Annotated in this window: 23 protein-coding genes and 1 rRNA gene; 12 read left to right on the top strand and 12 right to left on the bottom strand. The window is 67.8% G+C overall.

The annotated features are described in order from the left end of the window. A 16S ribosomal RNA gene (locus tag ACE3QC_RS12000) occupies positions 1–287 on the bottom strand; the annotation flags it as partial. 640 nt (positions 288–927) lie between these two features. Here ACE3QC_RS12000 and ACE3QC_RS11995 point away from each other — a divergent pair. The 3 genes from ACE3QC_RS11995 (at position 928) to ACE3QC_RS11985 (ending at position 5,411) form a co-directional block, all read left to right on the top strand. Beyond that, entirely contained in the window at positions 928–2,457 is a 1,530-nt protein-coding gene (locus tag ACE3QC_RS11995; RefSeq protein WP_374408532.1) for a lipopolysaccharide biosynthesis protein, read from the top strand. An 87-nt stretch (positions 2,458–2,544) separates the two neighbouring features. Next, the gene (locus ACE3QC_RS11990; protein WP_374408530.1) at positions 2,545–3,537 is read left to right on the top strand and encodes a retroviral-like aspartic protease family protein; all 993 of its coding nucleotides are present in this window, start codon (positions 2,545–2,547) and stop codon (positions 3,535–3,537) included. 56 nt (positions 3,538–3,593) lie between these two features. Next, positions 3,594–5,411 (top strand): ABC transporter ATP-binding protein/permease, encoded by a 1,818-nt coding sequence (locus tag ACE3QC_RS11985; RefSeq protein ID WP_374408528.1) that lies wholly within the window; start codon positions 3,594–3,596, stop codon positions 5,409–5,411. A 1-nt stretch (position 5,412) separates the two neighbouring features. Here ACE3QC_RS11985 and ACE3QC_RS11980 read toward each other — a convergent pair whose 3' ends face one another. From ACE3QC_RS11980 to ACE3QC_RS11960, 5 genes are all read right to left on the bottom strand, one after another. After that, positions 5,413–8,247, bottom strand: coding sequence for a M16 family metallopeptidase (locus ACE3QC_RS11980; protein WP_374408526.1), 2,835 nt, complete (start codon positions 8,245–8,247; stop codon positions 5,413–5,415). A 103-nt stretch (positions 8,248–8,350) separates the two neighbouring features. After that, entirely contained in the window at positions 8,351–8,749 is a 399-nt protein-coding gene (locus tag ACE3QC_RS11975; RefSeq protein WP_374408524.1) for a GFA family protein, read from the bottom strand. 49 nt (positions 8,750–8,798) lie between these two features. Beyond that, on the bottom strand, positions 8,799–10,100 hold the full coding sequence (gene hslU / locus ACE3QC_RS11970) for an ATP-dependent protease ATPase subunit HslU (RefSeq protein ID WP_374408522.1): 1,302 nt from the start codon (positions 10,098–10,100) through the stop codon (positions 8,799–8,801). Between the two features lie 28 nt (positions 10,101–10,128). Then, positions 10,129–10,689: an ATP-dependent protease subunit HslV gene (gene hslV, locus ACE3QC_RS11965; protein ID WP_374408520.1), complete on the bottom strand. Its 561-nt coding sequence runs from the start codon at positions 10,687–10,689 to the stop codon at positions 10,129–10,131. Between the two features lie 69 nt (positions 10,690–10,758). Then, the gene (locus ACE3QC_RS11960) at positions 10,759–11,232 is read right to left on the bottom strand and encodes an outer membrane protein assembly factor BamE (protein ID WP_374408518.1); all 474 of its coding nucleotides are present in this window, start codon (positions 11,230–11,232) and stop codon (positions 10,759–10,761) included. A 164-nt stretch (positions 11,233–11,396) separates the two neighbouring features. Here ACE3QC_RS11960 and ACE3QC_RS11955 point away from each other — a divergent pair, with 164 nt between their 5' ends. Then, positions 11,397–11,915: a ubiquinol-cytochrome C chaperone family protein gene (locus tag ACE3QC_RS11955; protein ID WP_374408517.1), complete on the top strand. Its 519-nt coding sequence runs from the start codon at positions 11,397–11,399 to the stop codon at positions 11,913–11,915. A gap of 53 nt (positions 11,916–11,968) precedes the next feature. Continuing rightward, positions 11,969–12,430, top strand: coding sequence for a DUF177 domain-containing protein (locus tag ACE3QC_RS11950; RefSeq protein WP_374408515.1), 462 nt, complete (start codon positions 11,969–11,971; stop codon positions 12,428–12,430). A 21-nt stretch (positions 12,431–12,451) separates the two neighbouring features. Here the strand turns inward: ACE3QC_RS11950 and ssb are convergent, their stop codons facing one another. The 5 genes from ssb to ACE3QC_RS11925 all read right to left on the bottom strand — a co-directional run bounded on the left by ssb (position 12,452) and on the right by ACE3QC_RS11925 (position 16,521). Next, positions 12,452–13,000: a single-stranded DNA-binding protein gene (gene ssb, locus ACE3QC_RS11945; RefSeq protein WP_374408513.1), complete on the bottom strand. Its 549-nt coding sequence runs from the start codon at positions 12,998–13,000 to the stop codon at positions 12,452–12,454. 96 nt (positions 13,001–13,096) lie between these two features. Further along, positions 13,097–14,950: a ferrous iron transporter B gene (locus ACE3QC_RS11940; RefSeq protein WP_374408511.1), complete on the bottom strand. Its 1,854-nt coding sequence runs from the start codon at positions 14,948–14,950 to the stop codon at positions 13,097–13,099. Beyond that, positions 14,947–15,186 carry a ferrous iron transport protein A gene (locus ACE3QC_RS11935; RefSeq protein ID WP_374408509.1) on the bottom strand — a complete coding sequence of 80 codons (240 nt, stop codon included), beginning with the start codon at positions 15,184–15,186 and terminating at the stop codon, positions 14,947–14,949. The genes ACE3QC_RS11940 and ACE3QC_RS11935 overlap by 4 nt, the downstream gene beginning before the upstream one ends. A 62-nt stretch (positions 15,187–15,248) precedes the next feature. Continuing rightward, entirely contained in the window at positions 15,249–15,908 is a 660-nt protein-coding gene (locus ACE3QC_RS11930; RefSeq protein ID WP_374408504.1) for a COQ9 family protein, read from the bottom strand. A 1-nt stretch (position 15,909) separates the two neighbouring features. Continuing rightward, the gene (locus tag ACE3QC_RS11925) at positions 15,910–16,521 is read right to left on the bottom strand and encodes an ankyrin repeat domain-containing protein (RefSeq protein ID WP_374408502.1); all 612 of its coding nucleotides are present in this window, start codon (positions 16,519–16,521) and stop codon (positions 15,910–15,912) included. Positions 16,522–16,622: 101 nt separating this feature from the next. Between ACE3QC_RS11925 and ACE3QC_RS11920 the strand changes: the two genes are divergently transcribed. The 7 genes from ACE3QC_RS11920 (at position 16,623) to ACE3QC_RS11890 (ending at position 21,915) form a co-directional block, all read left to right on the top strand. Then, positions 16,623–17,228 carry an SCO family protein gene (locus ACE3QC_RS11920; RefSeq protein WP_374408500.1) on the top strand — a complete coding sequence of 202 codons (606 nt, stop codon included), beginning with the start codon at positions 16,623–16,625 and terminating at the stop codon, positions 17,226–17,228. Further along, positions 17,216–17,689, top strand: a complete 474-nt coding sequence (locus ACE3QC_RS11915; RefSeq protein WP_374408498.1) for a YcgN family cysteine cluster protein — start codon at positions 17,216–17,218, stop codon at positions 17,687–17,689. Before ACE3QC_RS11920 ends, ACE3QC_RS11915 begins: the two co-directional genes overlap by 13 nt. Further along, the gene (locus tag ACE3QC_RS11910) at positions 17,686–18,411 is read left to right on the top strand and encodes a M48 family metallopeptidase (RefSeq protein WP_374408496.1); all 726 of its coding nucleotides are present in this window, start codon (positions 17,686–17,688) and stop codon (positions 18,409–18,411) included. The genes ACE3QC_RS11915 and ACE3QC_RS11910 overlap by 4 nt, the downstream gene beginning before the upstream one ends. Positions 18,412–18,468: 57 nt before the next feature. After that, a complete protein-coding gene (locus ACE3QC_RS11905) occupies positions 18,469–18,918 on the top strand; it encodes a hypothetical protein (RefSeq protein ID WP_374408495.1) in 450 nt (149 codons plus the stop codon). Continuing rightward, entirely contained in the window at positions 18,899–19,897 is a 999-nt protein-coding gene (ribD, locus tag ACE3QC_RS11900) for a bifunctional diaminohydroxyphosphoribosylaminopyrimidine deaminase/5-amino-6-(5-phosphoribosylamino)uracil reductase RibD (protein WP_374408493.1), read from the top strand. The genes ACE3QC_RS11905 and ribD overlap by 20 nt, the downstream gene beginning before the upstream one ends. Further along, on the top strand, positions 19,898–20,515 hold the full coding sequence (locus ACE3QC_RS11895) for a riboflavin synthase (protein ID WP_374408491.1): 618 nt from the start codon (positions 19,898–19,900) through the stop codon (positions 20,513–20,515). It begins immediately after the preceding gene. A 116-nt stretch (positions 20,516–20,631) separates the two neighbouring features. Next, a complete protein-coding gene (locus ACE3QC_RS11890) occupies positions 20,632–21,915 on the top strand; it encodes an HD-GYP domain-containing protein (protein ID WP_374408489.1) in 1,284 nt (427 codons plus the stop codon). Positions 21,916–21,924: 9 nt separating this feature from the next. On the opposite strand, the gene ACE3QC_RS11885 is transcribed toward ACE3QC_RS11890, so the two are convergent. Continuing rightward, positions 21,925–23,100 carry an aromatic amino acid transaminase gene (locus tag ACE3QC_RS11885; RefSeq protein WP_374408488.1) on the bottom strand — a complete coding sequence of 392 codons (1,176 nt, stop codon included), beginning with the start codon at positions 23,098–23,100 and terminating at the stop codon, positions 21,925–21,927. Positions 23,101–23,190 lie beyond the last annotated feature (90 nt).

Here is a 23,190-nt window from a genome sequence, read left to right as displayed (position 1 = left end):
CCAGTGTGGCTGATCATCCTCTCAGACCAGCTATGGATCGTCGCCTTGGTAGGCCTTTACCCCACCAACTAGCTAATCCAACGCGGGCCCATCCAAAGGCGATAAATCTTTGGTCCGAAGACATTATCCGGTATTAGCTCAAATTTCTCTGAGTTATTCCGAACCTAAGGGCAGGTTCCCACGCGTTACGCACCCGTGCGCCACTCCCTCCGAAGAGGGCGTTCGACTTGCATGTGTTAGGCATGCCGCCAGCGTTCGTTCTGAGCCAGGATCAAACTCTCAAGTTTGTGTCATACACCTTGTCGGCACGGCGAACCGCTATCCGACGAGGCATAAGCTTCAAGGAGCCGATACCTGCACTGTCAAACGTAATGGATACGAATGGACATGCATCACCCAGCGCCCGCGTGGTGCGAGCGAAGGATGTGGCGTCGGCTTAGGTTGACCGGTTACCGGAGCCTTGAGGTCCCCGGACCGGGCGCCGTCGCCCACATGTCCCTTCATCAAAAACCAACGATGTCAAAGAGCCGCCGAGACAGTTATAGCGGACAGCGAATGGTTCCCCGATTTACACCGGGGGACCGGCTGTCCGTTCTGTTGGCGACCGATGCGGTGGGCGGTGGAAGCCGCCAGCGCCGCGTCGGTGAGAGCCATCTAGGCGGGGGTCGGGATTCGGTCAACGGCTTTTTGCAATTTTATTTCGCCAGCGAATTAACCAGCTGAAAACATGAGGATATTTTCGCTTCATTTGGGATCCACCAGTCGCCCGGAGCGACGGACGTCCGCAAGAATACGCCATCTGCAGCACCGGAAACCCCGAATGCCGTCTCGAATCCGAGTCTGCCGAGAGAGGGAATCGTGGTCGGCCACCTCGCGTTCGCGCCTCCGGCCAGCAATTCTTCACCTTTGCCCGGTAACGCGCGCTGCGTGAGCGATACGAATCCTTCCGTGACCGCAGGCGACGCCGCGTTCGCGCAGCGCGTGCGCCGCGCGCTCGCGTGGCGCTGGGGGACGCAGGTGCTGGCGCAGGCGATCACCTGGACTTCGACGATTCTCGTCGTGCGGCTGCTGGATCCGACCGATTATGGCCTGTTCGCCATGGCGCAGACGGTCATCACCGCGCTCGCCTTCCTCAACGGACAAAGCTTCGCGACCTCGCTGATCCAGGCCGACAAGATCGACGAACGGCGAATCGGGCAGGTCTTCGCACTGCTGCTGATGTTGAACGGCACACTCGCCGCGACGCAGTTCCTCATGGCTCCGCTCGCAGCCGACTACTACAATCAGCCGCTGATCGCCGACATGCTGCGCATCCAGGCGGTGATATTCCTGACCATCCCCTTCTCCGCGCTCCCGCAGGAACTGCTCGCGCGGCGAATCGAGTTCCGCAACCAAGGCCTCGTCAATCTCGCCTGCGCGGCGATCGGGGCCAGCACCGCGCTGGTGCTGGCGTGGCACGGCTTCGGCGTCTGGGCGCTGGTCTATGCGCCGATCGCGATGTTCGTGACGCGCGCCATCGGGCTTACGGTGGCCGCGCGCATCTTGGTGAAGCCGGTGTTCGACCTGCGCGGTGCGGGCGATCTCATCACTTTCGGCGGAGCGCTCACGCTGTGTCAGCTATTCTGGATCGTCCAGAGCCAGAGTGACATCGTGATCGCCGGCCGCATGCTCGATACGCACGATCTCGGCCTCTATGCCGAAGCGCTGTTTCTCACGCTGATCGTCACCGGCCGGTTCCTGCCGCCGATCAACGAGGTCGCGTTTCCCGCCTATGCCGAGCTGCACAAGGCCGGTCGTGCGCTCGCACCCTATTTCCTGCGCACCGCGCGCACCGTGATGCTGGTGGTCGCACCGATCTACGTCGGCCTCTCGCTCACCGCCGAACCGGCGATCCTCACGCTGTTCGGCGACAAGTGGGCCGAGATGGCCCCCTTCGTCGCCGGCCTCGCGCTGGCGATGCCGTTCTTCGCGCTGCAGATCATCTGCTCGCCGGCGACCAATGCGATCGGGCGCCCGCGAATCTACCTGACGACCGCGTTCACCGGCGCGATCGTCTTCCCGGCGCTGTTCCTGATCGGCATCCGGTTCGGCCCGATGGGGCTGGTCCATGCCTGGTGGATCGCCGCGCCCACCCTGCTCGCGGTCACGCTCGCGCTCACCCTGCCCGCGATCGGCGCGCGGCTACGCGATCTCGTCATAGCGATCGCTCCGGCTGCAGCGGCGTGCGCGCTGATGGCGCTGGCGGTGCTCGCTGCCCGTGGGCTGGTAAGCGGCTTCCATCCGGTCGCGCAACTAGCCGCGCTCGCCGTTCTCGGAGCGACGGCTTATGCGCTCACGTTGTGGTTGGCCTGTCCGGCCGTCGTGCGCGACGCCTGGACGATGCTGCGCCGCCAGCCGGAGATACCGCACGATCCCACCGAGCCGCCTGCGGTTGCGCTCGGCACCGCGCAAGGCTGATCCGATCGACGAACGGCGTTCCGGCTTGCTGGCGACTCCCCGCGCGCTGTGGTATTCTGTCCCCCGACTGTCGAATGGGAGATCGCCATGTCGCTTCTCGCTCTCGCCGCCGGCGCTCTGATCCAGATGTCGAGCCCCGAGCCGACCGAACCGCCCGTCGACAGCCCTGTGCCCGCGCCCGCGCCGATCGAACCTGGCTCGCTGATCGAGCAGCTCGTCGGCGCCGGCGGCGACACGATCGAGAGCATGACCGACTACTACGAGCGAATGACGGTGCCGGTTACGATCGGTGGCGAAGGCCCTTTCCGCTTCATGATCGACACCGGCGCGCAGGCCACGGTGGTGACCCGCGGACTGAGCGACCGGCTGGCGCTCCAACCGCTCGGCAGTGCCACCGTGGTCGGGATGGCCAGCAGGCGGCAGGTGGAACTGGTCAAGCTCGATGGCCTCCAATTCGCCGCCCGCACCTTCGACGATCTCCATGCGCCGCTGCTCGAGGCGCAGCACATCGGCGCCGATGGCATCCTGGGGCTGGACAGCTTGCAGGATCTGCGGGTCCTGATCGATTTCCGCGACGGCTCGATATCGGTCGACGACGCGGAGTCGCTCGGCGGCAACCGCGGCTACGAAATCGTCGTGCGCGCCAAGCGCAAGCTGGGCCGGCTGATCATCGCCGATGCGCGGATCGACGGGGTCAGGACATCGGTGGTCATCGACACCGGCGCGCAGGGGAACCTCGGCAACCTCGCTTTGCAGAAGCGACTGCGCGCGAAGAAACTCGAACAGGTGAGCACGACCGACGTCCACGGGGTCGAACTGATCGGCAATCTCGATTTCGTCGAGTCGTTCAGGATTGACGATTTCGAGCTTCGCAACCTGCCGATCGCGTTTGCCGACGGCCCGGCCTTCGCGGCGCTGGGGCTTGATCGCAGGCCGGCGCTGATCCTGGGCATGCGCGACCTGCGGTTGTTCGACCGCGTCGCGATCGATTTCGAGTCGCGCTCCGTATTGTTCGATCTGCCGGGCGGGGTCGCGCACGGCAGCCGTATGCGTGGGCTGCGCGACCCAGTGCGCTTCTAGCCCAGGCTGCCAGCATCCCGTTGCGAAGGGCACGGCCCGTCGCCACATAGCGCGCCATGCCGCGCGCCAAGCCTTCCCCCGACCTTGCCCGATACGACGGCTGGGCGACGATCCGGCGCTTCCTCCCCTACCTCTGGCCGAAGGACAATTCGTCGCTGCGGCGGCGGATCGTGCTCGCGGTCGTACTGGTGCTGGCGGCCAAGGCGGTCACTCTCGCGCTGCCGTATGCCTACAAGGGCGCGGTGGACGCGATGGCCACGCCGAGCGACGCGGCCACCTCGCTCGCGCTGGCGCTGGTGATCGCTTACGCCGCCGGGCGGCTCGGCTCGCTGGTGTTCGACAATCTGCGCAACGTCGCGTTCGAGCGCGTCGGGCAGGAGGCCACACGCCATCTGGCCGAGGACACCTTCGACCGGCTGCACCGCCTGTCGTTGCGCTTCCACCTCTCGCGCCGCACCGGCGAGGTCACCAAGACGGTCGAACGCGGAACCAAGAGCATCGATTCGATGCTCTATTTCCTGCTGTTCAACATCGCACCGACGATCATCGAGCTCGTGGCGGTTGGGGTGATCTTCTACCTCAATTTCGGCTGGGGCCTCGTGCTGGCGACCGCGGTGACCGTCGCCGCCTATATCGCCGTCACCCGCTGGATCACCGAATGGCGGACCAAGCTGCGCAAGGAGATGAACGATCTCGACGGGCAGGCGCTTTCGCGCGCGGTCGATTCGTTGCTGAATTACGAGACGGTGAAGTACTTCGGCGCCGAGAGCCGGGAGCGCGAGCGATACGGCCGCGCCGCGCGCGCCTATGCCGAAGCGGCGATCCGCAGCGAAAACTCGCTCGGCCTGCTCAACGTCGTCCAGTCGGTCATCACCAACCTGCTGATGGCGGGCGCGATGGCCTATACAGTATGGGGCTGGAGCCGGGGCGAGCTGACCACCGGCGACCTCGTGTTCGTGAACAGCTACCTCGTCCAGCTCTTCCGCCCGCTCGACATGCTCGGCTGGGTCTATCGCACCGTGCGCCAGGGCTTGATCGACATGGCGGCGATGTTCGAACTGATCGATACCGAGGCGGAAATCGAGGACGCGTCCGGCGCGCCCGCGTTGGTCGTACGTCGCCCCGCGCTCGCGTTCGAGAACGTGACGTTCGGTTACGAACCCGACCGCACGATCCTCCACGGCCTCAGCTTCGAGGTCCCCGCCGGTGCTCATGTCGCCATCGTCGGCCCATCGGGCGCGGGCAAATCGACCATCGCGCGGCTGTTGTTCCGCTTCTACGATCCGTGGTCGGGCCGCATCCGCATCGACGGGCAGGACATCGCGCAGGTCTCGCAAGTCAGCCTGCGCGCCGCGATCGGCATCGTGCCGCAAGACAGCGTGCTGTTCAACGACACGATCGGCTACAACATCGCCTACGGCCGCGACGGCACGACGCACGACGAGATCGTGCGCGCCGCGCGCGATGCCGCGATTCTGCCGTTCATAGAACGCCTGCCCGACGGCTTCGAAACCGAGGTCGGCGAGCGCGGGCTGAAGCTGTCGGGCGGAGAGAAACAGCGCGTCGCCATCGCCCGCACGCTGGTGAAAAACCCGCCGATCCTGTTGCTCGACGAAGCGACGAGCGCGCTCGATTCGCGCACCGAGCAGGACATCCTCGCCACCCTCCACCGGGTGAGCGAGCATCGCACTTCGATCTCGATCGCGCACCGCCTGTCGACCGTGGCCGATGCCGACGAAATCTTGGTGATGGAGCATGGGCGGCTGGCCGAGCGCGGCAGCCACCCGGCACTGCTGCGCGCGGGCGGCCTCTATGCCGAGATGTGGGCCCGCCAGCGCGCCGGGAAGGAACCCGAGAGCGCGCCGGCGGAGTAGGTTATTCCGCCGTAGCCGCGCCCGTCAGGTCCGCCCTGCCGAGATCGAGCGAGGCCGCCGGGATCACTTCGAGGTCGGGCCGGATCGCTCGCAGGTCGTCCACGAACGCCGCCGCGTTGCCGACCACGACCAGCGAAGCCTGCTCGGGCGTCACCAGCCGCCGCGCGACGTCCGCCGCCAAGTCGGGCGAGATGGCCGCGAGCCGCTCCGCGATCATCCCCGCCTCGTCCGGCTCGATGCCCTGCAGCATCAGCCCGGCGACGATCCCGTTGAAACCGGAACTTGTTTCCAGCGCCCGCTCGTATGACGCGCCGACAAACAGCCGCCGCTTCTGCAACGCTTCCTCGTCTGCCGGCTCGGCGCCGAGCCGCTCCATCTCGCCGAGGATGACTGCGGCCACCTCGTCCGCGCTCTCGTTCTTGGTCTGCGCGCTGGCGGTCAGGATCGAATCGTCGGCCCGGTCGCCGAAGCCGCTGTAGGCGCCGTAGCTGAGGCCGCGCTTGGTCCGCACTTCCTCGAACAGGCGGCCGTTGGAGCCGGAACCGAGCACCGAGTTCGCCAGCGACAGCGCGTAGTAATCGTCGCTCTGCCGCGACGGCGCGCGCACGCCGGCGAGGACCGCGGCCTGCCCGGCATCGGGCATGTCGATCACCAGCGTGCGGACCGGCAACGGCTCGCCCGCCGGATCGGCCGGGGGCGTCGGAGCCGGAGCTGCGCTCGCCCAGTCGCCGAACAGGCCGTCGGTTATCGCACGCGCCTGTTCGGGCGCGATGCCGCCGCTGACCACGATCTTAGCGGTGCCCGGATGCCACCAGGCCTGCCGCCACGCGATCAGCTTGTCGCTCGTAACCTGCGGCAGGGTATCGACGGTGGTCACCGAACCGTAAGCCGCGTCGCCGTAGAGGACGCGCGTGGCGACCAGTTCCGCGAGCGCGCCCGGATCTTTCAGCGCCACCTGCAGGCTGTCGACCGCGCGCTTGCGTTCGCGGTCGAGTTCTGCGGCGGGGAAATCGGCATTGCGGATCACATCGGCCAGCACGGCGCCCGCTTCGGCAAGGTTCGCGGTCGGCGCGGTAAGGCTGACGTACGTACCATCCACCCCGGCACTCGCCCCCATCGAGGCGCCCAGCCCTTCCAGCGTCGCGGCAATCTCGGTCGCGCTGCGCGTGGGCGTGCCCTTGTCCGCGACGGCCGCGACCATGTCGGTCAGCCCCGCGTCGCCTGCAGGCACGGTCGCGCTGCCGCCGGGGAAGACGACGGTGATCGTGGCGATCGGCACCTCGCCGGTCTGCGCCGCGACCAACGGAATGCCGTTCGACAGTGTGGTTTCGGTCAGCGCTGCGCGGTCTACCGCCGGAACCTCGCCCGGACCGGGCGGCGCCTGCCGCTCGCCCTCGGCGTTCAGTACGGCCGGTTCGCCCGTTGCGGGCGGCACCGTGGCGAAAGTCGGCATCGGCACGGGATTGGCCCAGCTCTGCGGATCGTCCGCGCCCTGCTCATAACGGATATCGACCACGCTTTCGGGCGTGAGATAGGTCTGCGCCACGCGCTGCACGTCGGCCGCGGACACCGCCGCGATCCGTTCCAGCCGCACGTCCGCCGCGCGCGGATCGCCGGTGGAAACCAGTGCTTCGCCCAGTTCGAATGCGCGCCCGCGCGCCGTCTCGCGCCGCCGCAGCGCGGAAGCAAACAGTTCGTTCTTCGCCTCGCGCAGTTCGGCCTCGCTCACAGTCGAATCCCGCATACGCGCGAATTCCGCGGCGATCGTCGCGGCGACGTCTGCCTTGTCGGCGGCGGGGTTGAGGATCGCGAAACCGGCGAGATAGCCGCCCTCCTCGCTCGCATTGACGAATTCGCTGTAATCGACCGCCTTGCCCGAACGCACCAACGCCTTGTGCATGCGGCTGTTGTCGCCGGCCGACAGGATCATGTCGAGCACCTCCAGCGGGGCGCTGTCGGGATGATCGACTCCCGGCACCTTCCACAGCGATCCGGCGACGGGCAGCGGCACGTTGGGCGCCGTGGCGACCACGGTGCGCGGGCTGGTGCGCGCCGGTTCCTCGCCCTCGATCGCGAGCGATATCGGGTCGGCGCGCCGCGCGATGTCGCCGAAGTATTCGTCCACCAGCGCGCGCAGGCGATCGACCTCGAAATTGCCCGCCACGATCAGCGTCGCGGTGTCGGGCCCGTAGTAGGCCTGGTGAAACGCGCGCGCATCGGCGAGCGTGGACGAATCGAGTTCCTCCAGATTGCCGATTCCCGGTCGCCGCTGCGGCAGCACGTCGTAACCGTTCTCGGCGAACACCAGCCGCACCCGGCCATACGGCGGGGCGAGAATACGCTGGCGCAGTTCCTCCTTCACGATCGAGCGTTCCTTTTCGAACACCTCGTCGTCCACCACCGGGCGGGCCATGCGCTCGGCATGGGTCCACAGCATCGTTTCGAGATATTCGGCCGGAACCGTTTCGTAGTAATTGGTGCGGTCGTCGCCGGTCGAGGCGTTGCGCTGGCCGCCGACATCCTCGGTCAGGCGATTGATCATGTTATAGGGCATGTTCTCGGTCTTGCGGCTGAGAATATGCTCGAACAGGTGCGCGAATCCGCTGCGCCCTTCGGGATCGTGCTTCGATCCGACATCGTACCACATCGAGGTGGTGACGGTCGCCGTGCTGGGATCGGGCAGCGCGATGACCTTGAGCCCGTTGTCCAGCGTCCATTCGGTGAATTCGATCTCGGGCGCGGAAACCGCTGCGGGCTCGGCGTTCTGGGCCAGAGCCGGAGCAGCGGCGGCAAGCGCGGCCAGCGTGGTGCCGGCGGCAAATACGGTACGAAGCATCGATGTCCCCCTGATATCTCGGCAGTCAGCCTAACCCGCACGCGCTGCACCGATCAACCGCCGAGTTCGACGAAGGGCGCACCTCACTCTGTGAACGGTGATCTCATGCCGAGGGATAGCGATCGAAGCGCGGCAGATCGGCCAGCTTGCCTTCCCACGTCAGCTCGTCGGCGGTCTGCACGTGGATTTGCGGCGGGTGGCGTTCCGGGTCGTCGAGCGTCGCGATCTGGATGTCGACCAGCCCGGGCAGAACCTTCTCGTTGACGTAATAGAGCCCGCTGCCGCACGTGCCGCAGAAATAGCGCTCCGCGTCGGGCGAGGAGCGGTAGAGCGCCGGCTCACCCTCGACCACCGAGAACTTGTCGCTCGCTACCGCCATCCACGCGACCCCGGTCGCGCCAGCGCACTTGCGGCAATCCTCGCAATGACAGACCGAGGCGTGCCTGGGCTCACCCTCGAAGCGATAGCGCACCGCGCCGCAATGACATCCACCGTCAGCCATCATCGTTCTCCTCGACTCACGATGAGAACATATCGGGCACAAAGCTATATCACAAGATGTATTTGGACAGGTCGCTGTCGCTGGCGAGTTCCTCCAGCCGCTCGCGCACGTAAGCGGCGTCGATCGTGATCGTCTCGCCGGTGTGCTCCTCGGCGGCGAAGCTCAATTCCTCGAGCAGCTTTTCCATCACCGTCTGCAAGCGCCGTGCGCCGATGTTCTCGACGCTCTCGTTCACCTGCGCGGCGATCCGCGCGATCTCGGCCACAGCATCGTCGCCCAGCGTCAGCGTGACCTGCTCGGTGCCGAGCAGCGCCTTGTACTGGGTCACGAGATTGGCCCGTGTTTCGGACAGGATCCGCACGAAATCCGCCTCGGTCAGCGCCTGCAGTTCGACCCGGATCGGCAGGCGGCCCTGCAATTCGGGCAGCATGTCGCTCGGCTTGGCGACGTGGAACGCGCCAGAGGCGATGAACAGCACGTGGTCGGTCTTCATCGGGCCGTACTTGGTCGAAACCGTGGTGCCTTCGATCAGCGGCAGCAGGTCGCGCTGCACGCCCTCGCGGCTGACCGAGCCGCCGCGCACGTCGCTGACGGCGATCTTGTCGATCTCGTCGAGGAACACGATCCCGTTGGTCTCAGCGTTCTCCAGCGCGACGCGCGCCACGTCGTCCTGGTCCATCCGGCGTTCGGATTCCTCCTCCACCAGCTTGTCCCAGGCGTCGGGCACCTTCAGCTTGCGCCGCTTCATGTTCTGCTTGCCCATTGCCTTGCCGAGCATGTCGGAGAGGTTGATCATGCCGACATTGCCGCCCATCCCCGGCATCTCGAACGGCATCTGCGGGCTGTCCTCGACCTCGATCTCCACTTCGGTGTCGTTCATCGCGTTCTCGACGATGCGCGCGCGGAAGCTCTCGCGCGTCGCCTCGCTGGCGTTCTCGCCGACGAGCGCCTTCAGCAGCCGGTCCATCGCCGCCTTGCTCGCCGCCTCGCGCACCGCCTCGCGGCGGCGGTCCTTCTCCAGCCGGATCGCCTCTTCGACGAGATCGCGCGCGATCTGCTCGACATCGCGGCCGACGTAGCCGACCTCGGTGAACTTGGTGGCCTCGACCTTCACGAACGGGGCATCGGCGAGCTTCGCCAGCCGGCGGCTGATCTCGGTCTTGCCGCAGCCGGTGGGGCCGATCATCAGGATGTTCTTGGGCGTCACCTCGTCGCGCAGGTCGGGCGCGAGCCGCTGGCGGCGCCAGCGATTGCGCAGCGCCACCGCAACGGCGCGCTTGGCTTCCTTCTGGCCGACGATGTGTTCGTCCAGCGCGGCGACGATCGCCTTCGGGGTCAGTGCTTCGGTCATATTCTCAGAGATTTCCGGTAAGCGGAGTTCAGACGGTTTCCACCGTCACGTTGCCGTTGGTGAACACGCAGATATCGGCCGCGACGGCCATTGCCTTGCGCGCGATCTGCTCCGCGTCGTTCTCGTAGGCGTCGATCGCGCGGGCCGCGGCGAGCGCGTAGTTGCCGCCCGATCCGATCGCGGCGATCCCCGCTTCGGGTTCGAGCACGTCGCCATTGCCGGTCAATACCAGCAGGCTGTCCTTGTCGGCGACGATCATGAGCGCTTCGAGGTTGCGCAGATACTTGTCGGTGCGCCAGTCCTTGGCCAGTTCCACCGCGGCGCGCATCAGCTGGCCGCTGTATTGTTCGAGCTTCTTTTCCAGCCGCTCGAACAAGGTGAAGGCATCGGCGGTCGCACCCGCGAAGCCGGCCACGACGGCGCCATCCTTCCCGATGCGGCGCACCTTGCGCGCGTTCGGCTTCATCACCGTGTTGCCCATGGAAACCTGGCCATCACCGGCAACGACGGTCTTGCCGTCCTTCTTCACCCCGATGATGGTGGTGCCGTGCCACTGGACCAGGCCGTGGCTTGCTTTGTCGTCACTCATGCCGCGCGATATGGGGGCATGCGCGCGCCGGTCAAGCGAAGCGGGCGCGCGAAAGGCCGATGCGCCCGATCAGACGCCCGGGCCGCCCGCCGGAGCGCCCATGCCGCCCGCGCCGACCTGCCCGATATTGCCGAACAGATCCTCGAAGAAGCCGCGCTCGCGGCCCAGCGTCGGAGTTTCCTTGCCGTCGGGATCGAGGAACACGACCTGTTCGAGACCCGACTCCTCGGCCGAGACCACGTTGCCCTGTGTATCGAACTTGACCGCGAGCACCGAGTGCTCCTTGATCGACGGGCTCACGAAGGGCCGCCGGCCGGTGATGCTCGAGACGTAGTACCAGGTCGGCTGGCCGAACTGGCTGGTAAACGAAGGCCGCCCGAGCGTCGCGGCGACCGATTGCTGGTTGTCGATGCCCGGCTGAACGGCGGACACGAGCGTCGCGTCGCGGATGTAGCCGCGGCTCTCGCGGATCGAGCTGCACCCGCCCGCCGCCAGCGCGACTGCCAGCACCGCCGCCACGCCCAAAGCCTTACCTGCCTTCATCGAGAAACCTTCCACGCCGGCCGCCCGCGGCTTTGCACGGGCGGCGAAACTGTCTATCGGCGCGAGCCTTACGGCGATGCGCGCGCGCTTGCAACTTTGCCGCGCGCGCCTTCACCGCCGCGGCTTGAATTGCCGCTGAACATTTGAGGCGAGCGAAACCGGCGATGTCATTTCTTGCAAAGATTTTCGGGCGTGCGCCCGATCCGAGAGCGGACTTCGTGCCGCTTTACCACGCGGTCGTCGCCCTCGCCCGGCAGCCGGAATGGTATGCCGAATGCGGCGTCGCCGATACCGAGGAAGGGCGTTTCGACATGCTCAGCGCCGCACTCAGCATGGTGATCCTGCGGATGGAGGCGAGCGAGGATCTGCGCCCGGCGGCATCGCTGCTGACCGAGCTGTTCGTCGAGGATATCGAGGGGCAGCTGCGCCAGCAGGGCATCGGCGATCCGACGCTCGGCAAGCGCATGGGCAGGCTGATGAGCACGCTGGGCGGGCGCATCGGCGCTTACCGCGCGGGGTTCGCCCGGGATGACGACGGCACGCTGGCCGAAGCGGCAGCGCGCAACGTCACGTTGACAGAGCACGGCGATCCCGCTTGCGTGGCGGCACGGCTGCGCAGGTTGCACGAAGCGCTGACCGCCTTGTCCGACGACGCCCTGCTTGCGGCGGAGTTCGCCCGATGACTGCGAGCGAGATGCCCCGCCCGGTGAAGCTCCGCCAGATCGCCGGGGAAACGATGCAAATCACGGCCGGCGCGGGCGAGCGCGCGGCGCTGGCCGAACGCTTCGGCGTGGTCGCGGTCGAACGCCTCGCCGCCGAAATCTCGCTCGAACGCGAAGGCGACGAGGTCGCGGCGACGGGCCGGATCGAGGCGGACATAACCCATACCTGCGGTGTTTCGGGAGAGGATTTTCCCGTCCGCATCGAAGAACCGATCGCCCTGCGCTTCGTCCCGGAAATCGCGCGCGGCCCCGGCGATGAGGAGATCGAACTGGAGGCAGGCGACCTCGACGAGATCGAATATGCCGGCGACACCTTCGACCTCGGCGAAGCGATCGCCCAGACCCTCGGCCTGGCGATCGACCCTTACGCCGAAGGCCCGAATGCCGACGCTGCGCGACAGGAAGCGGGCCTTGCCTCCGACGACACGCCCAGCGGCCCGCTCGCCGAAGCGCTCAGAGCCTTGAAGAAGGACTGACTGGCGGGGCGCCCCAGATCGTCAGAACGGAATGTCGTCGTCGAGATCGTCGTAGTTCGAGCCGCCGCCAGACCCCTGGCTACCGCCCGACGAACCGCCGCCACCCTGGTTCCAGCCACCGCCGGCAGCATTGTTGTTGCTGTTGCCGCCGCCCGAGCCGCCGCGGTCCCATCCGCCGCCGCCACGCTGGCCGCCGCCACCCCCGGCACCACCGCCCGGAGCACCGTCGAGCATCGTCAGCGTGCCGCCGAAGCCGCGCAGCACGATTTCGGTCGAATAGCGATCCTGCCCGTTCTGGTCCTGCCACTTGCGGGTCTGGAGCTGGCCTTCGATGAATACCTTGCTGCCCTTGCGCAGATAGTTCTTGGCGACGTTGATCAGCCCTTCGGAGAAGATCGCCACGCTGTGCCACTCGGTGCGTTCCTGGCGCTCGCCGGTGTTGCGGTCCTTCCACTGTTCGCTGGTGGCGATGCGCAGGTTGCACACCGCGCCGCCGTTCTGGAACTCGCGCACTTCGGGATCGGCGCCGAGGTTGCCGATGAGCATGACTTTGTTGAGGCTGCCGGCCATGGGACTCGCTTTCGTTCTTGAAATTCCGGCCAGCGGCTTAACCGCTGGCTACCGGCGGCGCCACCCCGGCACCTAGGCAAGCTGCGGATATTTCCGCTACAGCCCCGCCGCCACTGCGATCCAGTAAGTCAGCCCGGCGAACACGTAGGCCAGCGCGAACAGGTAGCCGACCATGAACATCGGCCATTTCCACCCGTTCGTCTCGCGCCGGGCGACGGCGATGGTCGAGAGGCACTGGGGCGCGAACACGAACCAGGCGAGGAAGGCGAGCGCGGTCGGCAGGCTCCAGCGCGCGGCGACCTGCTCCTCCAGCGCGATTGCGGTCGCCTCCTCGTCCTCCGAATCGACCGCATAGGTCGTGGCGAGCGCCGACACCGCCACCTCGCGCGCGGCCATCGCGGGGACCAGTGCGAGTGACATCTCGCGGTTGAACCCGATCGGCTCGACCACCGCATGCACCCAGGTCGCGATCGTGCCCGCGAACGAGGCGTCGATCTGGCTTTCGCCCGGCTCGGCCTGCGGGAAGCTCAGCAGCACCCACAGCGCGATCGTGGCGGCGAAGATGATCGTTCCCGCGCGGCGCAGGAACACCCATGCGCGCTGCCACAGTCCGATCGCGAGATCGCCGAGGCGCGGCATCTGGTAGCGCGGCATTTCCATGATGAACCCGCTCGCCGCCCCTTGCGCCACCGTGCGGCGCAGCAGCAACGCGGCCGCCATCGCCCCGACAATGCCCGCGAGATAAAGCGCGAACAGCACCAGCCCCTGCAAGCCGATGCCGGGGCCGACCGTGGTGCGTGGAATCACCGCGGCGATGATGAGCGCATAGACCGGCAGCCGCGCCGAACAGGTCATCAGCGGCGCGATCAGGATCGTCGTCAGCCGGTCCTTCGGGTCGGCGATACTGCGCGTCGCCATGATGCCGGGAATCGCACAGGCGAAGCTGGAGAGCAGCGGGATGAAGCTTTTGCCCGACAGGCCGACATACGCCATCATCCGGTCCATCAGGAACGCGGCGCGCGCCATGTATCCGCTCGCCTCCATCACCAGGATGAAGGCGAACAGGATCACGATCTGCGGCAGGAACACCACCACCGATCCCACACCCGCGAGGATGCCTTCGGTCACCAGATCGCGCAGGAAACCTCCGGGGAAGGTCGCCACGACCCATTCGGAGATCGCGCCGACGCCGCCGTCAAGCGCATCGGCGAACGGAGTCGCCCAGGCGAACACCGCCTGGAACATCACGAACAGCAGGCCGAACAGGAAGACCGGGCCGGTCCACGGATTGAGCAGCACCTTGTCGACCCCGGCGTGGAGCCGGCGCTGCGCGCTTTCGGACAGGATCGCGCCATCGGCCATGTGCCGCGCCGCCAGCCGCCGTTCGGGCAGCGTGAGGTGCTGGCGCGGGTGCGCCGCGGGATCGTCGGCAGCGCGCACCTCGGCTTTCGTGATGGCTTCAGCCAGTTCCGCCAGCCCCTTGCGCCGCACCGCGACCGTGGGGATCACCGGCACGCCCAGCGCCTGCTCCAGCGCCGCCGGATCGAGCGTCAGCCCGTCGCGTTCGGCGAGGTCGATCATGTTGAGCGCCACCACCGTCGGGCGGCCGAGTTCGATCACCTCCTGCGCGAAGACGAGATGATGTTCGAGGTTGTTGGCGTCGAGCACCAGCACGATAACCTCGGGCACCGCTTCGCCAGGGAATTCGCCGTGGACCACGCGGCGGGTCACTTCCTCGTCCGGGCTCGCGGCGTCGAACGAGTAGCTGCCCGGCAGGTCGATCAGTTCCAGCGGCTCGCCCGAGGGGAGCACCAGCCGCCCCGCCTTGCGTTCCACCGTCACGCCCGGATAGTTCGCGATCTTCTGGCGCGCGCCGGTCAGCGCGTTGAACAGCGCGCTCTTGCCCGCATTCGGGTTGCCGACCAGCGCGGCGGTGCGTTGGCGGGTCATGCCGGGTCTATCTCCATAGCCGCGGCGTGGAGGCGGCGGACCGCCACCGTCATGCGGCCCACGATCAGCGCGATCGGATCGGCCCCGCCGAACACGCCGCGATGCGCCACCGCCACACGCGCGCCAGCGTCGATCCCCATCGCCTGCAGGCGCTTGGCATCGTCGGGAGCGATGGCCGACCAGTCGACCGCGAGTACGGTCGCGCGCTGGCCGCGGTCGAGCTGATCGAGTGTCATGCCCGCCGCGCTATGGGATGCGCGGTATGTTTGCAACTGATTGTCAATAAGAGGCGCGGGGCCTATCTTGCGGGATAGCGCAGGCGCCCGAGGAAGCGCGCCATGCTGAAATGCTCGCGCTCTCCGCCCAGCAGCTGCGCCTTGGCCTTTTCGAACCGCATCACCCCTTCGATCCGCCGATCGAGAAACGCCCGGGTTTCGGCCTTTCCGTCGCTGTCGTCGCCAACGAACACCGTCAGCGTCGCACCGTAGATGCCCGCCAGCAGAGCCCGCTTGGTATAGTGGTTGTAATCGGTCGCGGTATCGCCCGCGAGCCGCCACATCCGGTCGGCGCTGCGCCAGCCCAATCGCAGCGCGCGGCCCGCGTTCTGCGGCATGGCGAGCACCGCCAGCGCGCGCCGCAGCGCCTCCTCGCGGCCGGCCATCGCATCGAGCCTGGCGAGCACCAGCGCCGCGATCTTCTCGCGCACTTTCATCGCCGCCAGCCGCTCGGGCGGCAGCGCCTGTACCATCGCCGCGTCGACCGCTTCGATCCAGCCGTCGATCATCTCCATCGCGCCGCCGTTATAGGCGAGCGCGGCGACATCCGGGTCGACGCCCTCGGCCTCTGCCGCCGAACGCACTGCGGCATCGCTCCAGCCGTCGAACACCGCAGCGTCGGCGACCGCGGGCGCCAGCGCCACGCGCAGTTCGTCGAGCGTCAGGTCGGCAGATAGCGCCATGTCAGATTTCCGGCCCGTAGGTCTTCTGTGCGACGCCGCCGTCGCCGGCAGCTTCGGCCTCGGCGATTTCCGCGAGCATGCGATTGCCGGGCCCTCTGAGTTCGGCATAGTCACGCGCCGAACGCCCCGAATTATCCGTCCGATCGGGGTTGGCGCCGTTCGCCAGCAGCATGCGCACCATCGCCGCGTCGCGCCGGTGGATCGCTGCGATCAGCGGGGTTTCTCCGGTCGCGCTGGGCTCGTCCACCCGGGCACCCGCCTCGAGCAGCGCCTCGACACCTTCGACGAAGCCGAGGTTGGAGGCGATGGCCAGCGGCGTGACGCCGTTCTTGTCGGCGATGTTCGGATTGGCCCCATTCTGCGTGAGGAACTTGATCCACACCGCGTCGCGGCGCTTGGCGACGATGTGCAGCCCGGTTTCGCCCGTCGTCTGGTCGCGCGAGTTGACCACGACCGAACCCGGCTGCCGCAAGGCGTCGGTCGCGACCGTGCCATCACGATCGCGCACCGCCTCGAGAAATTCGTAGCCTTCGGACTTCATCTGCGCCGCCGCGGGCATCGCCGCTGCGGCCAGTCCGATGGCGATCGCCATGCGCATTGCGGCGCGAGCCATATGCGTGCCTGCCTTTCGTCTTGTCGTCTTCATGGGAGCGTTCAAAAATCCTCGCCCCGCCCTTGCCCGACACGGATTAGCAGAGCATGAAGCACCGCGCCATGCTTCTCCCCCGAAACGCCATCGCTTCGCTGTTCGCCGCCGCCACCCTCACGCTCGCCGGCTGCGGCGGCGAACAGCAGCCCCCTCTCGAAACCGCGCCGCTGCACGGGGCCGCGATCGGCGGTCCGTTCACGCTGACCGCCGCCGACGGCCAGCAGCGCCGCTGGGCCGATTTCGAAGGCCAGTGGCGGATCGTTTATTTCGGCTTCACCTATTGCCCCGACATCTGCCCGACCGACGTCCAGCGGTTGTCGCAGGGCCTCGGCCTGTTCGAGAAAGAGCACCCGGAGCTCGGCGCGCAGATCACGCCGATCTTCATCAGCATCGACCCCGAACGCGATACGCCCGGGGTGGTCGGCCAGTTCGTCTCGAACTTCCATCCGCGCCTCGTCGGGCTGACGGGCACGCCCGAACAGATCGCCGCGACGGCCAAGGCCTTCGGCGCGTTCTATTCGCGCGGAGAGGAAGGCGCGAACGGCGCCTATCTGATGAACCATTCAAACCAGACCTACCTGTTCGCGCCGGACGGGTCGCCGGTCGCGCTGCTGCCGACCGACGAGGGGGCCGAAGCGGTCGCCGCCGAACTCGCCCGATGGGTCCGGTGACGGGGGGTTCGCTAAGGCCCCGTTTCTGGGAGCTGCCGCTCGCCGACCTGTCGCGCGAGGAGTGGGAGGCGCTGTGCGACGGCTGCGGCCGCTGCTGCCTGCACAAGATCGAGGATGCCGACACCGGCGAGATCGCCGACACCAACGTCGCGTGCAAGCTGCTCGATACGCAGACCGCGTGCTGCAGCGACTATCGCCACCGCAAGGCCTATGTGCCCGATTGCCTGCGCCTGACGCTGAAGATCGTCGGCGAGGTCGAATGGTTGCCCGAAACCTGCGCCTATCGTCGCCGTGCGGCAGGCCAGCCGCTACCCGACTGGCACTACCTGCTCAGCGGCGACCGCGACGCGGTGAAGCGCGCCGGCGTCTCGGTCGCGGGCCGGGTGATCGGCGAAACCGAGGCGGGGCCGCTCGAACACCACATCGTCGAATGGCCCTCCGGCCGCACGGACGCGGCATGATCGACTGGCTGCGGCGCGATCCGGACGACGCGCCCGAGGTCGAACTGGGCACGCACCGCCTGCCGATCGTGATCGTGCGCCATCCGCGCGCGCGGCGCATGGTCCTGCGGCTCGCGCCCGAAGGCGACGCGGTGCGCGTGACCGTGCCGCGCTGGGGCCGCACCGCCGACGCGGTCGCCTTCGCCCGCTCGCGCGCCGAATGGCTCGCGGCGCAGATCGCCGTGCTGCCGCGCGCCGCGCCGCCTGCACCGGGCGGAACGCTGGCCTATCGCGGCGCGGAGATCCCCATCGGCTGGTCGGCGGACGCGCCGCGCACGCCGCGGCTGACCGGCGACACACTGTTGATCGGGGGCCCCGAACACCACCTCGTCCCCCGGCTCGAACGCTGGCTGCGCGCGGAGGCGGAGCGGCTGATGGCCGCCGACCTCGCCGGATACTGTGCCGCCGCCGGAGTGTCCGCCCCCGCGCTGCGCCTGTCGCGCGCGCGTCGGCGCTGGGGAAGCTGCGCGCACGACGGCACCGTGCGGATCAACTGGCGGCTGGTCATGGCGCCCGACGCGGTGCGCCGATCGGTCGTCGCGCACGAGGTCGCGCACCTGCTACACTTCGATCACGGCCCGGCGTTCCACGCCGCGCTTGCGCGCATCTACGAAGGCGATCTTCCCGCAGCCGACCGCTGGCTGAAAGCGCATGGCCGCACGCTCTACGCGGCGTTCGGATAGGTCCCGAGGGCAACGAGCCACTGGCGCTCCGCGCCGCGAAGCCCTATCTTGCTACCCATGCGATTGATCAGCCGCCTCAATCCCGCCGAAGGCATCGGCGACTTCTGGGCCTATATCCGCCGCCCGCAGCCCTATCGCTGGCCGATTCTGGGGGTCTCCATCCTCATGAGCGGCACGCTGCTGTTCTGGGTCATGGGCGAAAAATACTACCTTCCGCCCGAGCGCCCCCGGGTGTCCTACATCACCAGCTTCGCGCCGGACCGCACCGATGCGGAGATCATCGCCTCCAACCGCGAGAACCAGGCCCGCAAGGAAGCGCTCGCTGCCGAGCAGGCCGAACGCGAGGAAACCCGACGCGAGATCTACCGCGCCTTCGGCCGCGCCGCGGGCATGGATGTCGAGGAAATCGAGCGCGAAGCGGCACAGGAACGCGCGCAGGAACAGGCGGCCGAGCAGGCGCGCCGCGAGGCGATGACCGGCGATTCCATTGCCGACCGACCCGAGTGACGCGCGCTGGCTCGCCGCGGCGGCGCGTCTCGCCGCGCGTGGCCGCCCACTAAGCCGCCCCAACCCCGCCGTCGGTTGCCTCGTCGTCGCACACGACAGGCTCGTCGGGCGAGGCTGGACCCAGCCGGGCGGACGCCCCCATGCCGAAGCCGTCGCACTCGCTCAAGCTGGCGATACCGCACGCGGCGCGACGGTCTATGTCACGCTCGAACCGTGTGCCCATCGCTCCGATCGCGGACCGGCATGCGCCGACCTGATCGCCGAGGCGGCCCCGGCGCGGGTGGTGGTCGGCGTGACAGATCCCGATCCGCGCACTTCCGGCCAAGGCATCGAGCGGCTGCGCGCGGCGGGTATCGCCATAGAGACGGCAGATTGTGCGGCATCGCGCGCCAGCCTCGCCGGATATCTCGTGCGCGCCGAACACGGCCGCCCGCATGTCACGCTCAAGCTCGCGACCTCGCTCGACGGATGCATCGCGGCGGTTACCGGCGAAAGCCGCTGGATCACCGGCGAGATCGCGCGCGCGCACGTCCATTCGCGCCGCGCACGGGCCGACGCGATCCTCGTCGGCGGCGGCACATGGCGCGCGGACGCCCCCCGGCTCGACGTGCGCTTGGCCGGGCTGGAAGCGCGCGGCCCGCGCCGCGTGGTCCTGTCGCACGGGGCGATCAACGGAGTGACGACCATCGCCGCCCCCGCCGCGATCGCCGGGCTGGAGGGCGTGCAATATCTCTATGTCGAAGGCGGCGCACAAACCGCCGCGGCTTTCCTCGCCGCAGATCTGGTCGACCGGCTCGAACTCTACCGCGCGCCGATCCTGATCGGCGGCGGCACCGCAGCGCTGGGCGACATCGGCCTTCCCACCCCCGCCCCAGTTGCCTTGGCCGACACGCACGGCCGCTGGCGGCTCGCCGACCGCCGCCAGCTTGGCAGCGATACTTGGGAAGCCTATGAGCGCGCGCGAACAGGGAGCGAGTAGATGTTCACCGGAATAGTCAGCGCGGTCGGCACGATCGAGGATGCGCAGCAGCGCGGCGATCTGCGCCTGCGCATCGCCTGCCCCTACGATCCCGAAAGGATCGTCATCGGCGCATCGATCGCGTGCTCGGGCGTGTGCCTGACGGTGGTCGAACGCGGCGGTACGGCGGGCGACGCGTGGTTCGCGGTGGACGTCTCGGGCGAAACCGTCTCGCGCACCGTCCCGGGCATGTGGGCCGCCGGGCGCAAGCTCAATCTCGAAACCGCGCTGCGACTGGGCGACGAACTCGGTGGCCATATCGTCACCGGGCATGTCGACACCGTGGGCGAAGTGCGCCTCGCGCGCGCCGAAGGCGGCTCGACCACCGTCGCGATCCGCGTGCGCGCCGAATTCGCTCCGTTCGTCGCGCCCAAGGGCTCGATCACGGTCGACGGCGTCTCTCTGACGGTCAACGACGTGCGCGACCGCGAAGACGGCGCGTGCGATTTTCTGCTCAATCTCATCCCGCACACCGCGGAGGTCACCACGCTGGGCGATCTCGCCGAAGGCGATAGGGTCAATCTCGAGATCGATGTGCTCGCACGCTATCTCAAGCGCATGCAGAACCTTCAGGTCTAGTCCGGCCGGCAAACCATCACGCCGAAGAAATCGCGGCACTTTACGGTTCGCTGCACGCAGGCGTTTACCCAAAATTGGCTATTTTCGGATACCTCGACGTCCGGGAGGCAATGCCAATGCTGCGGCGTATCGAACCGTCCGACGTCGAACTGGGGATGTTCATCCACAAGCTCGAAGGAAGCTGGTTTTCACATCCGTTCTGGAAGCGCCGGTTCGTGCTCGAGGATCCCAGCGATCTCGCGGCGCTGCGCTGCAGCTCCGTCGCCGGCGTGGTCATCGACGACACGCTCGGCGCCACGTCGCGCATGCCTGACGCCGCCGCATCCGCGACATCCCCCGCGCCCGCGCAACTCGCGGCGCACGAAGCCCCGCTTCACCGCAACGTGCCGTCTGCGCGAACCGGATTCGCCCGCGCGGCGAGCAAGGATGCTGGGGGCCCGCCGCCCATCGCGCGCGAGTTCGGCGCGGCCCGCAAGATCGCCGACCGCTCGCGCCGCCATATCTCGCAGGCCTTCCTCAAGGCGCGGCTCGGCAAGGGCGTCGCCGTGGGCGACGTCGAGCCGGTCGTCGAGGAAATCTACGGCACTGTACAGCGCAACCCCTACGCCTTTTCCGGGTTGCTGCGCTGCCAGCGCGACAAGGAGGAAACCTATCGCCATGCGCTGTCCGTCTGCGCGCTGATGATCGCGCTCGCGCGTCGCATGCGGCTGTCACATACGGAAACGTGCGAAGCGGGCATGGCGGGTTTGCTGATGGACGTCGGCGTCGGCCAACTCCCCGAATCGCTGGCCTCGGTCGAAGGCGACTATCGCTCGCTCCGCCAGCAGCTGCTCGACCAGCATGTCCTGTTCGGTCACGACATGCTGTGCGTCGCGGGCGATATCCCGGAAGCCGTGCTCGCGGTGTCGCGCAACCATCACGAGCGGATGGACGGCAGCGGCTATCCCCAGGGGCTCCGCGGCGAGGAGATTGACCTCCTGTCGCGCATGGCGGCGATCTGCGACGAATTCGATTATCTCGTGAGCGGCGGCTTCGAGCGGCCTCCGCTCGATCCGGCCGCAGCAATCGAGGCGCTGGTCGCCGAAAGCGGAACGTTCGATCCGGACATCCTGCGCACCTTCATCGAAAGCGTCGGTGTCTATCCGATCGGCGCCTTCGTGCGGCTGCGTTCGGAACGGCTGGCCATGGTAGTGGATATCGACCCCGACGATCACGCTCTGCCGGTGGTGCGTACGTTTCACTCGCTCGCCAGCGGCAAGCCGGTGCGCGGCGAAACGATCCGGCTCGCGCAATGCTGGGGCGCCGATGCGATCGAGGGGATCGCCGACCTCACCGATATCGCGATGCCCGCGTCTGCGGCCTTGCAGGAACGGTTGCTCAAGGCTGCCTGCCGGAGCTGACCGCCGCGATCAGCCGGTAACGGCGCTGAGCGCCTCGACGAACCTGTCGATATTGCCCTTGTGCAGTCCGGCGACGTTGATCCGCCCCGAGCCCGCCATGTAGATCGCATGCTCGGTGCGTAGCCGCTCGACCTGGTCCTTGGTCACCGGCAGCATCGAGAACAGCCCGTTCTGCCGTGCCAGCGGCGCGAGGTCGATCGAGCCCGCCTGCCCCGCCCCGGCCAGCCGCTCGCGCACTTGCCGCATCCGCGCGCGCATCGTGTCGAGTTCTTCCAGCCACAGTGCCGTCAGGTCAGGATCGCGCAGCACCACGCGCACCGCTGCGCCGCCGTGATCGGGCGGCATCGACCACGCCGCACGGGCCAGCGCGTTGAGGTTCGACTGGATCACCGGGAGCTGCCCCGCCTCGCTCGCCAGGACATAAAGCGCGCCGACCCGGTCGCGGTACATGCCGAAGTTCTTGTCGCAGCTATAAGCGATCAGTGCTTCGGGCACTGCGGCGAGCACGCGGCGCAGACCGTAGGCATCCTCGTCCATTCCGTGACCGAGCCCCTGGTAGGCAAGATCGAGGATCGGCAGCGCCGCACTGTCGGCGAAGGCCTCGGCGATCGCGTCCCATTCTTCGGGCGTGTAGTCGATCCCGGTCGGGTTGTGGCAGCAGCCGTGGAGCAGGACCGCTTCGTTCGCGCCCGCCTCGCGGATCGCCGTCAGCACGGCTTCGGCGTTGGCGGTGCCGTCCGCATTGGCATGGTCGAAGTTCGCCGCCTCGACCCCCACGTCGGCCAGGATTTGCGCGTGGTTGGGCCAGCTCGGCGCGCCGAGATGCACGCGCGCCACGCCCGCGCGCTGCGCCGCCGCGACCGCCAGCCGCACCGCGCCGGTGCCGCCCGGCGTCTGCATGCCTTCCAGCCGGCCGCCCATCGCACCGTCGCGCCCGAAAGCGTGCGGCATCAGCGCATTGACGAACCCCATGTCGCCCTCGGGCCCGAGATACGACTTGGAATCCTGCTCTTCGAGCAGTCGTGCCTCGGCCTGCTTGATCGCCGCGAACACCGGCGTCTCGCCATCGTCGGTGCGATAGACGCCGACGCCGAGGTCGATCTTGTCGGCGCGGTCGTCGCCCGCGTAGAGCTTGATGAGCGCCAGCAGCGCGTCGGGGGCCTGGGGTTCGAGTCTGTCGAGCATGGCCAGCGCCATGCCCAGACGTGGGAAGGGTCGCAACAGGAATCCCGTCGCGGCCCTCCTTCTCCGGCAGAGTTTTTTCTTGGCCCGCGA

The organism is Pelagerythrobacter sp. (assembly GCF_041912895.1).
GTDB lineage: Bacteria > Pseudomonadota > Alphaproteobacteria > Sphingomonadales > Sphingomonadaceae > Pelagerythrobacter.
Note: the sequence above shows the minus strand (reverse complement) of the source record. Positions and strands in the feature narration are given on the sequence as shown.

Coding starts and splice junctions, on each gene's coding strand:
- ACE3QC_RS11990 (WP_374408530.1), top strand. CDS start 2,545: ATGTCGCTTCTCGCTCTCGCCGCCGGCGCTCTGATCCAGATGTCGAGC.
- ACE3QC_RS11985 (WP_374408528.1), top strand. CDS start 3,594: ATGCCGCGCGCCAAGCCTTCCCCCGACCTTGCCCGATACGACGGCTGG.
- ACE3QC_RS11980 (WP_374408526.1), bottom strand. CDS start 8,247: ATGCTTCGTACCGTATTTGCCGCCGGCACCACGCTGGCCGCGCTTGCC.
- ACE3QC_RS11975 (WP_374408524.1), bottom strand. CDS start 8,749: ATGGCTGACGGTGGATGTCATTGCGGCGCGGTGCGCTATCGCTTCGAG.
- hslU (WP_374408522.1), bottom strand. CDS start 10,100: ATGACCGAAGCACTGACCCCGAAGGCGATCGTCGCCGCGCTGGACGAA.
- hslV (WP_374408520.1), bottom strand. CDS start 10,689: ATGAGTGACGACAAAGCAAGCCACGGCCTGGTCCAGTGGCACGGCACC.
- ACE3QC_RS11960 (WP_374408518.1), bottom strand. CDS start 11,232: ATGAAGGCAGGTAAGGCTTTGGGCGTGGCGGCGGTGCTGGCAGTCGCG.
- ACE3QC_RS11955 (WP_374408517.1), top strand. CDS start 11,397: ATGTCATTTCTTGCAAAGATTTTCGGGCGTGCGCCCGATCCGAGAGCG.
- ACE3QC_RS11950 (WP_374408515.1), top strand. CDS start 11,969: ATGCAAATCACGGCCGGCGCGGGCGAGCGCGCGGCGCTGGCCGAACGC.
- ssb (WP_374408513.1), bottom strand. CDS start 13,000: ATGGCCGGCAGCCTCAACAAAGTCATGCTCATCGGCAACCTCGGCGCC.
- ACE3QC_RS11940 (WP_374408511.1), bottom strand. CDS start 14,950: ATGACCCGCCAACGCACCGCCGCGCTGGTCGGCAACCCGAATGCGGGC.
- ACE3QC_RS11935 (WP_374408509.1), bottom strand. CDS start 15,186: ATGACACTCGATCAGCTCGACCGCGGCCAGCGCGCGACCGTACTCGCG.
- ACE3QC_RS11930 (WP_374408504.1), bottom strand. CDS start 15,908: ATGGCGCTATCTGCCGACCTGACGCTCGACGAACTGCGCGTGGCGCTG.
- ACE3QC_RS11925 (WP_374408502.1), bottom strand. CDS start 16,521: ATGGCTCGCGCCGCAATGCGCATGGCGATCGCCATCGGACTGGCCGCA.
- ACE3QC_RS11920 (WP_374408500.1), top strand. CDS start 16,623: ATGCTTCTCCCCCGAAACGCCATCGCTTCGCTGTTCGCCGCCGCCACC.
- ACE3QC_RS11915 (WP_374408498.1), top strand. CDS start 17,216: ATGGGTCCGGTGACGGGGGGTTCGCTAAGGCCCCGTTTCTGGGAGCTG.
- ACE3QC_RS11910 (WP_374408496.1), top strand. CDS start 17,686: ATGATCGACTGGCTGCGGCGCGATCCGGACGACGCGCCCGAGGTCGAA.
- ACE3QC_RS11905 (WP_374408495.1), top strand. CDS start 18,469: ATGCGATTGATCAGCCGCCTCAATCCCGCCGAAGGCATCGGCGACTTC.
- ACE3QC_RS11895 (WP_374408491.1), top strand. CDS start 19,898: ATGTTCACCGGAATAGTCAGCGCGGTCGGCACGATCGAGGATGCGCAG.
- ACE3QC_RS11890 (WP_374408489.1), top strand. CDS start 20,632: ATGCTGCGGCGTATCGAACCGTCCGACGTCGAACTGGGGATGTTCATC.
- ACE3QC_RS11885 (WP_374408488.1), bottom strand. CDS start 23,100: ATGCTCGACAGACTCGAACCCCAGGCCCCCGACGCGCTGCTGGCGCTC.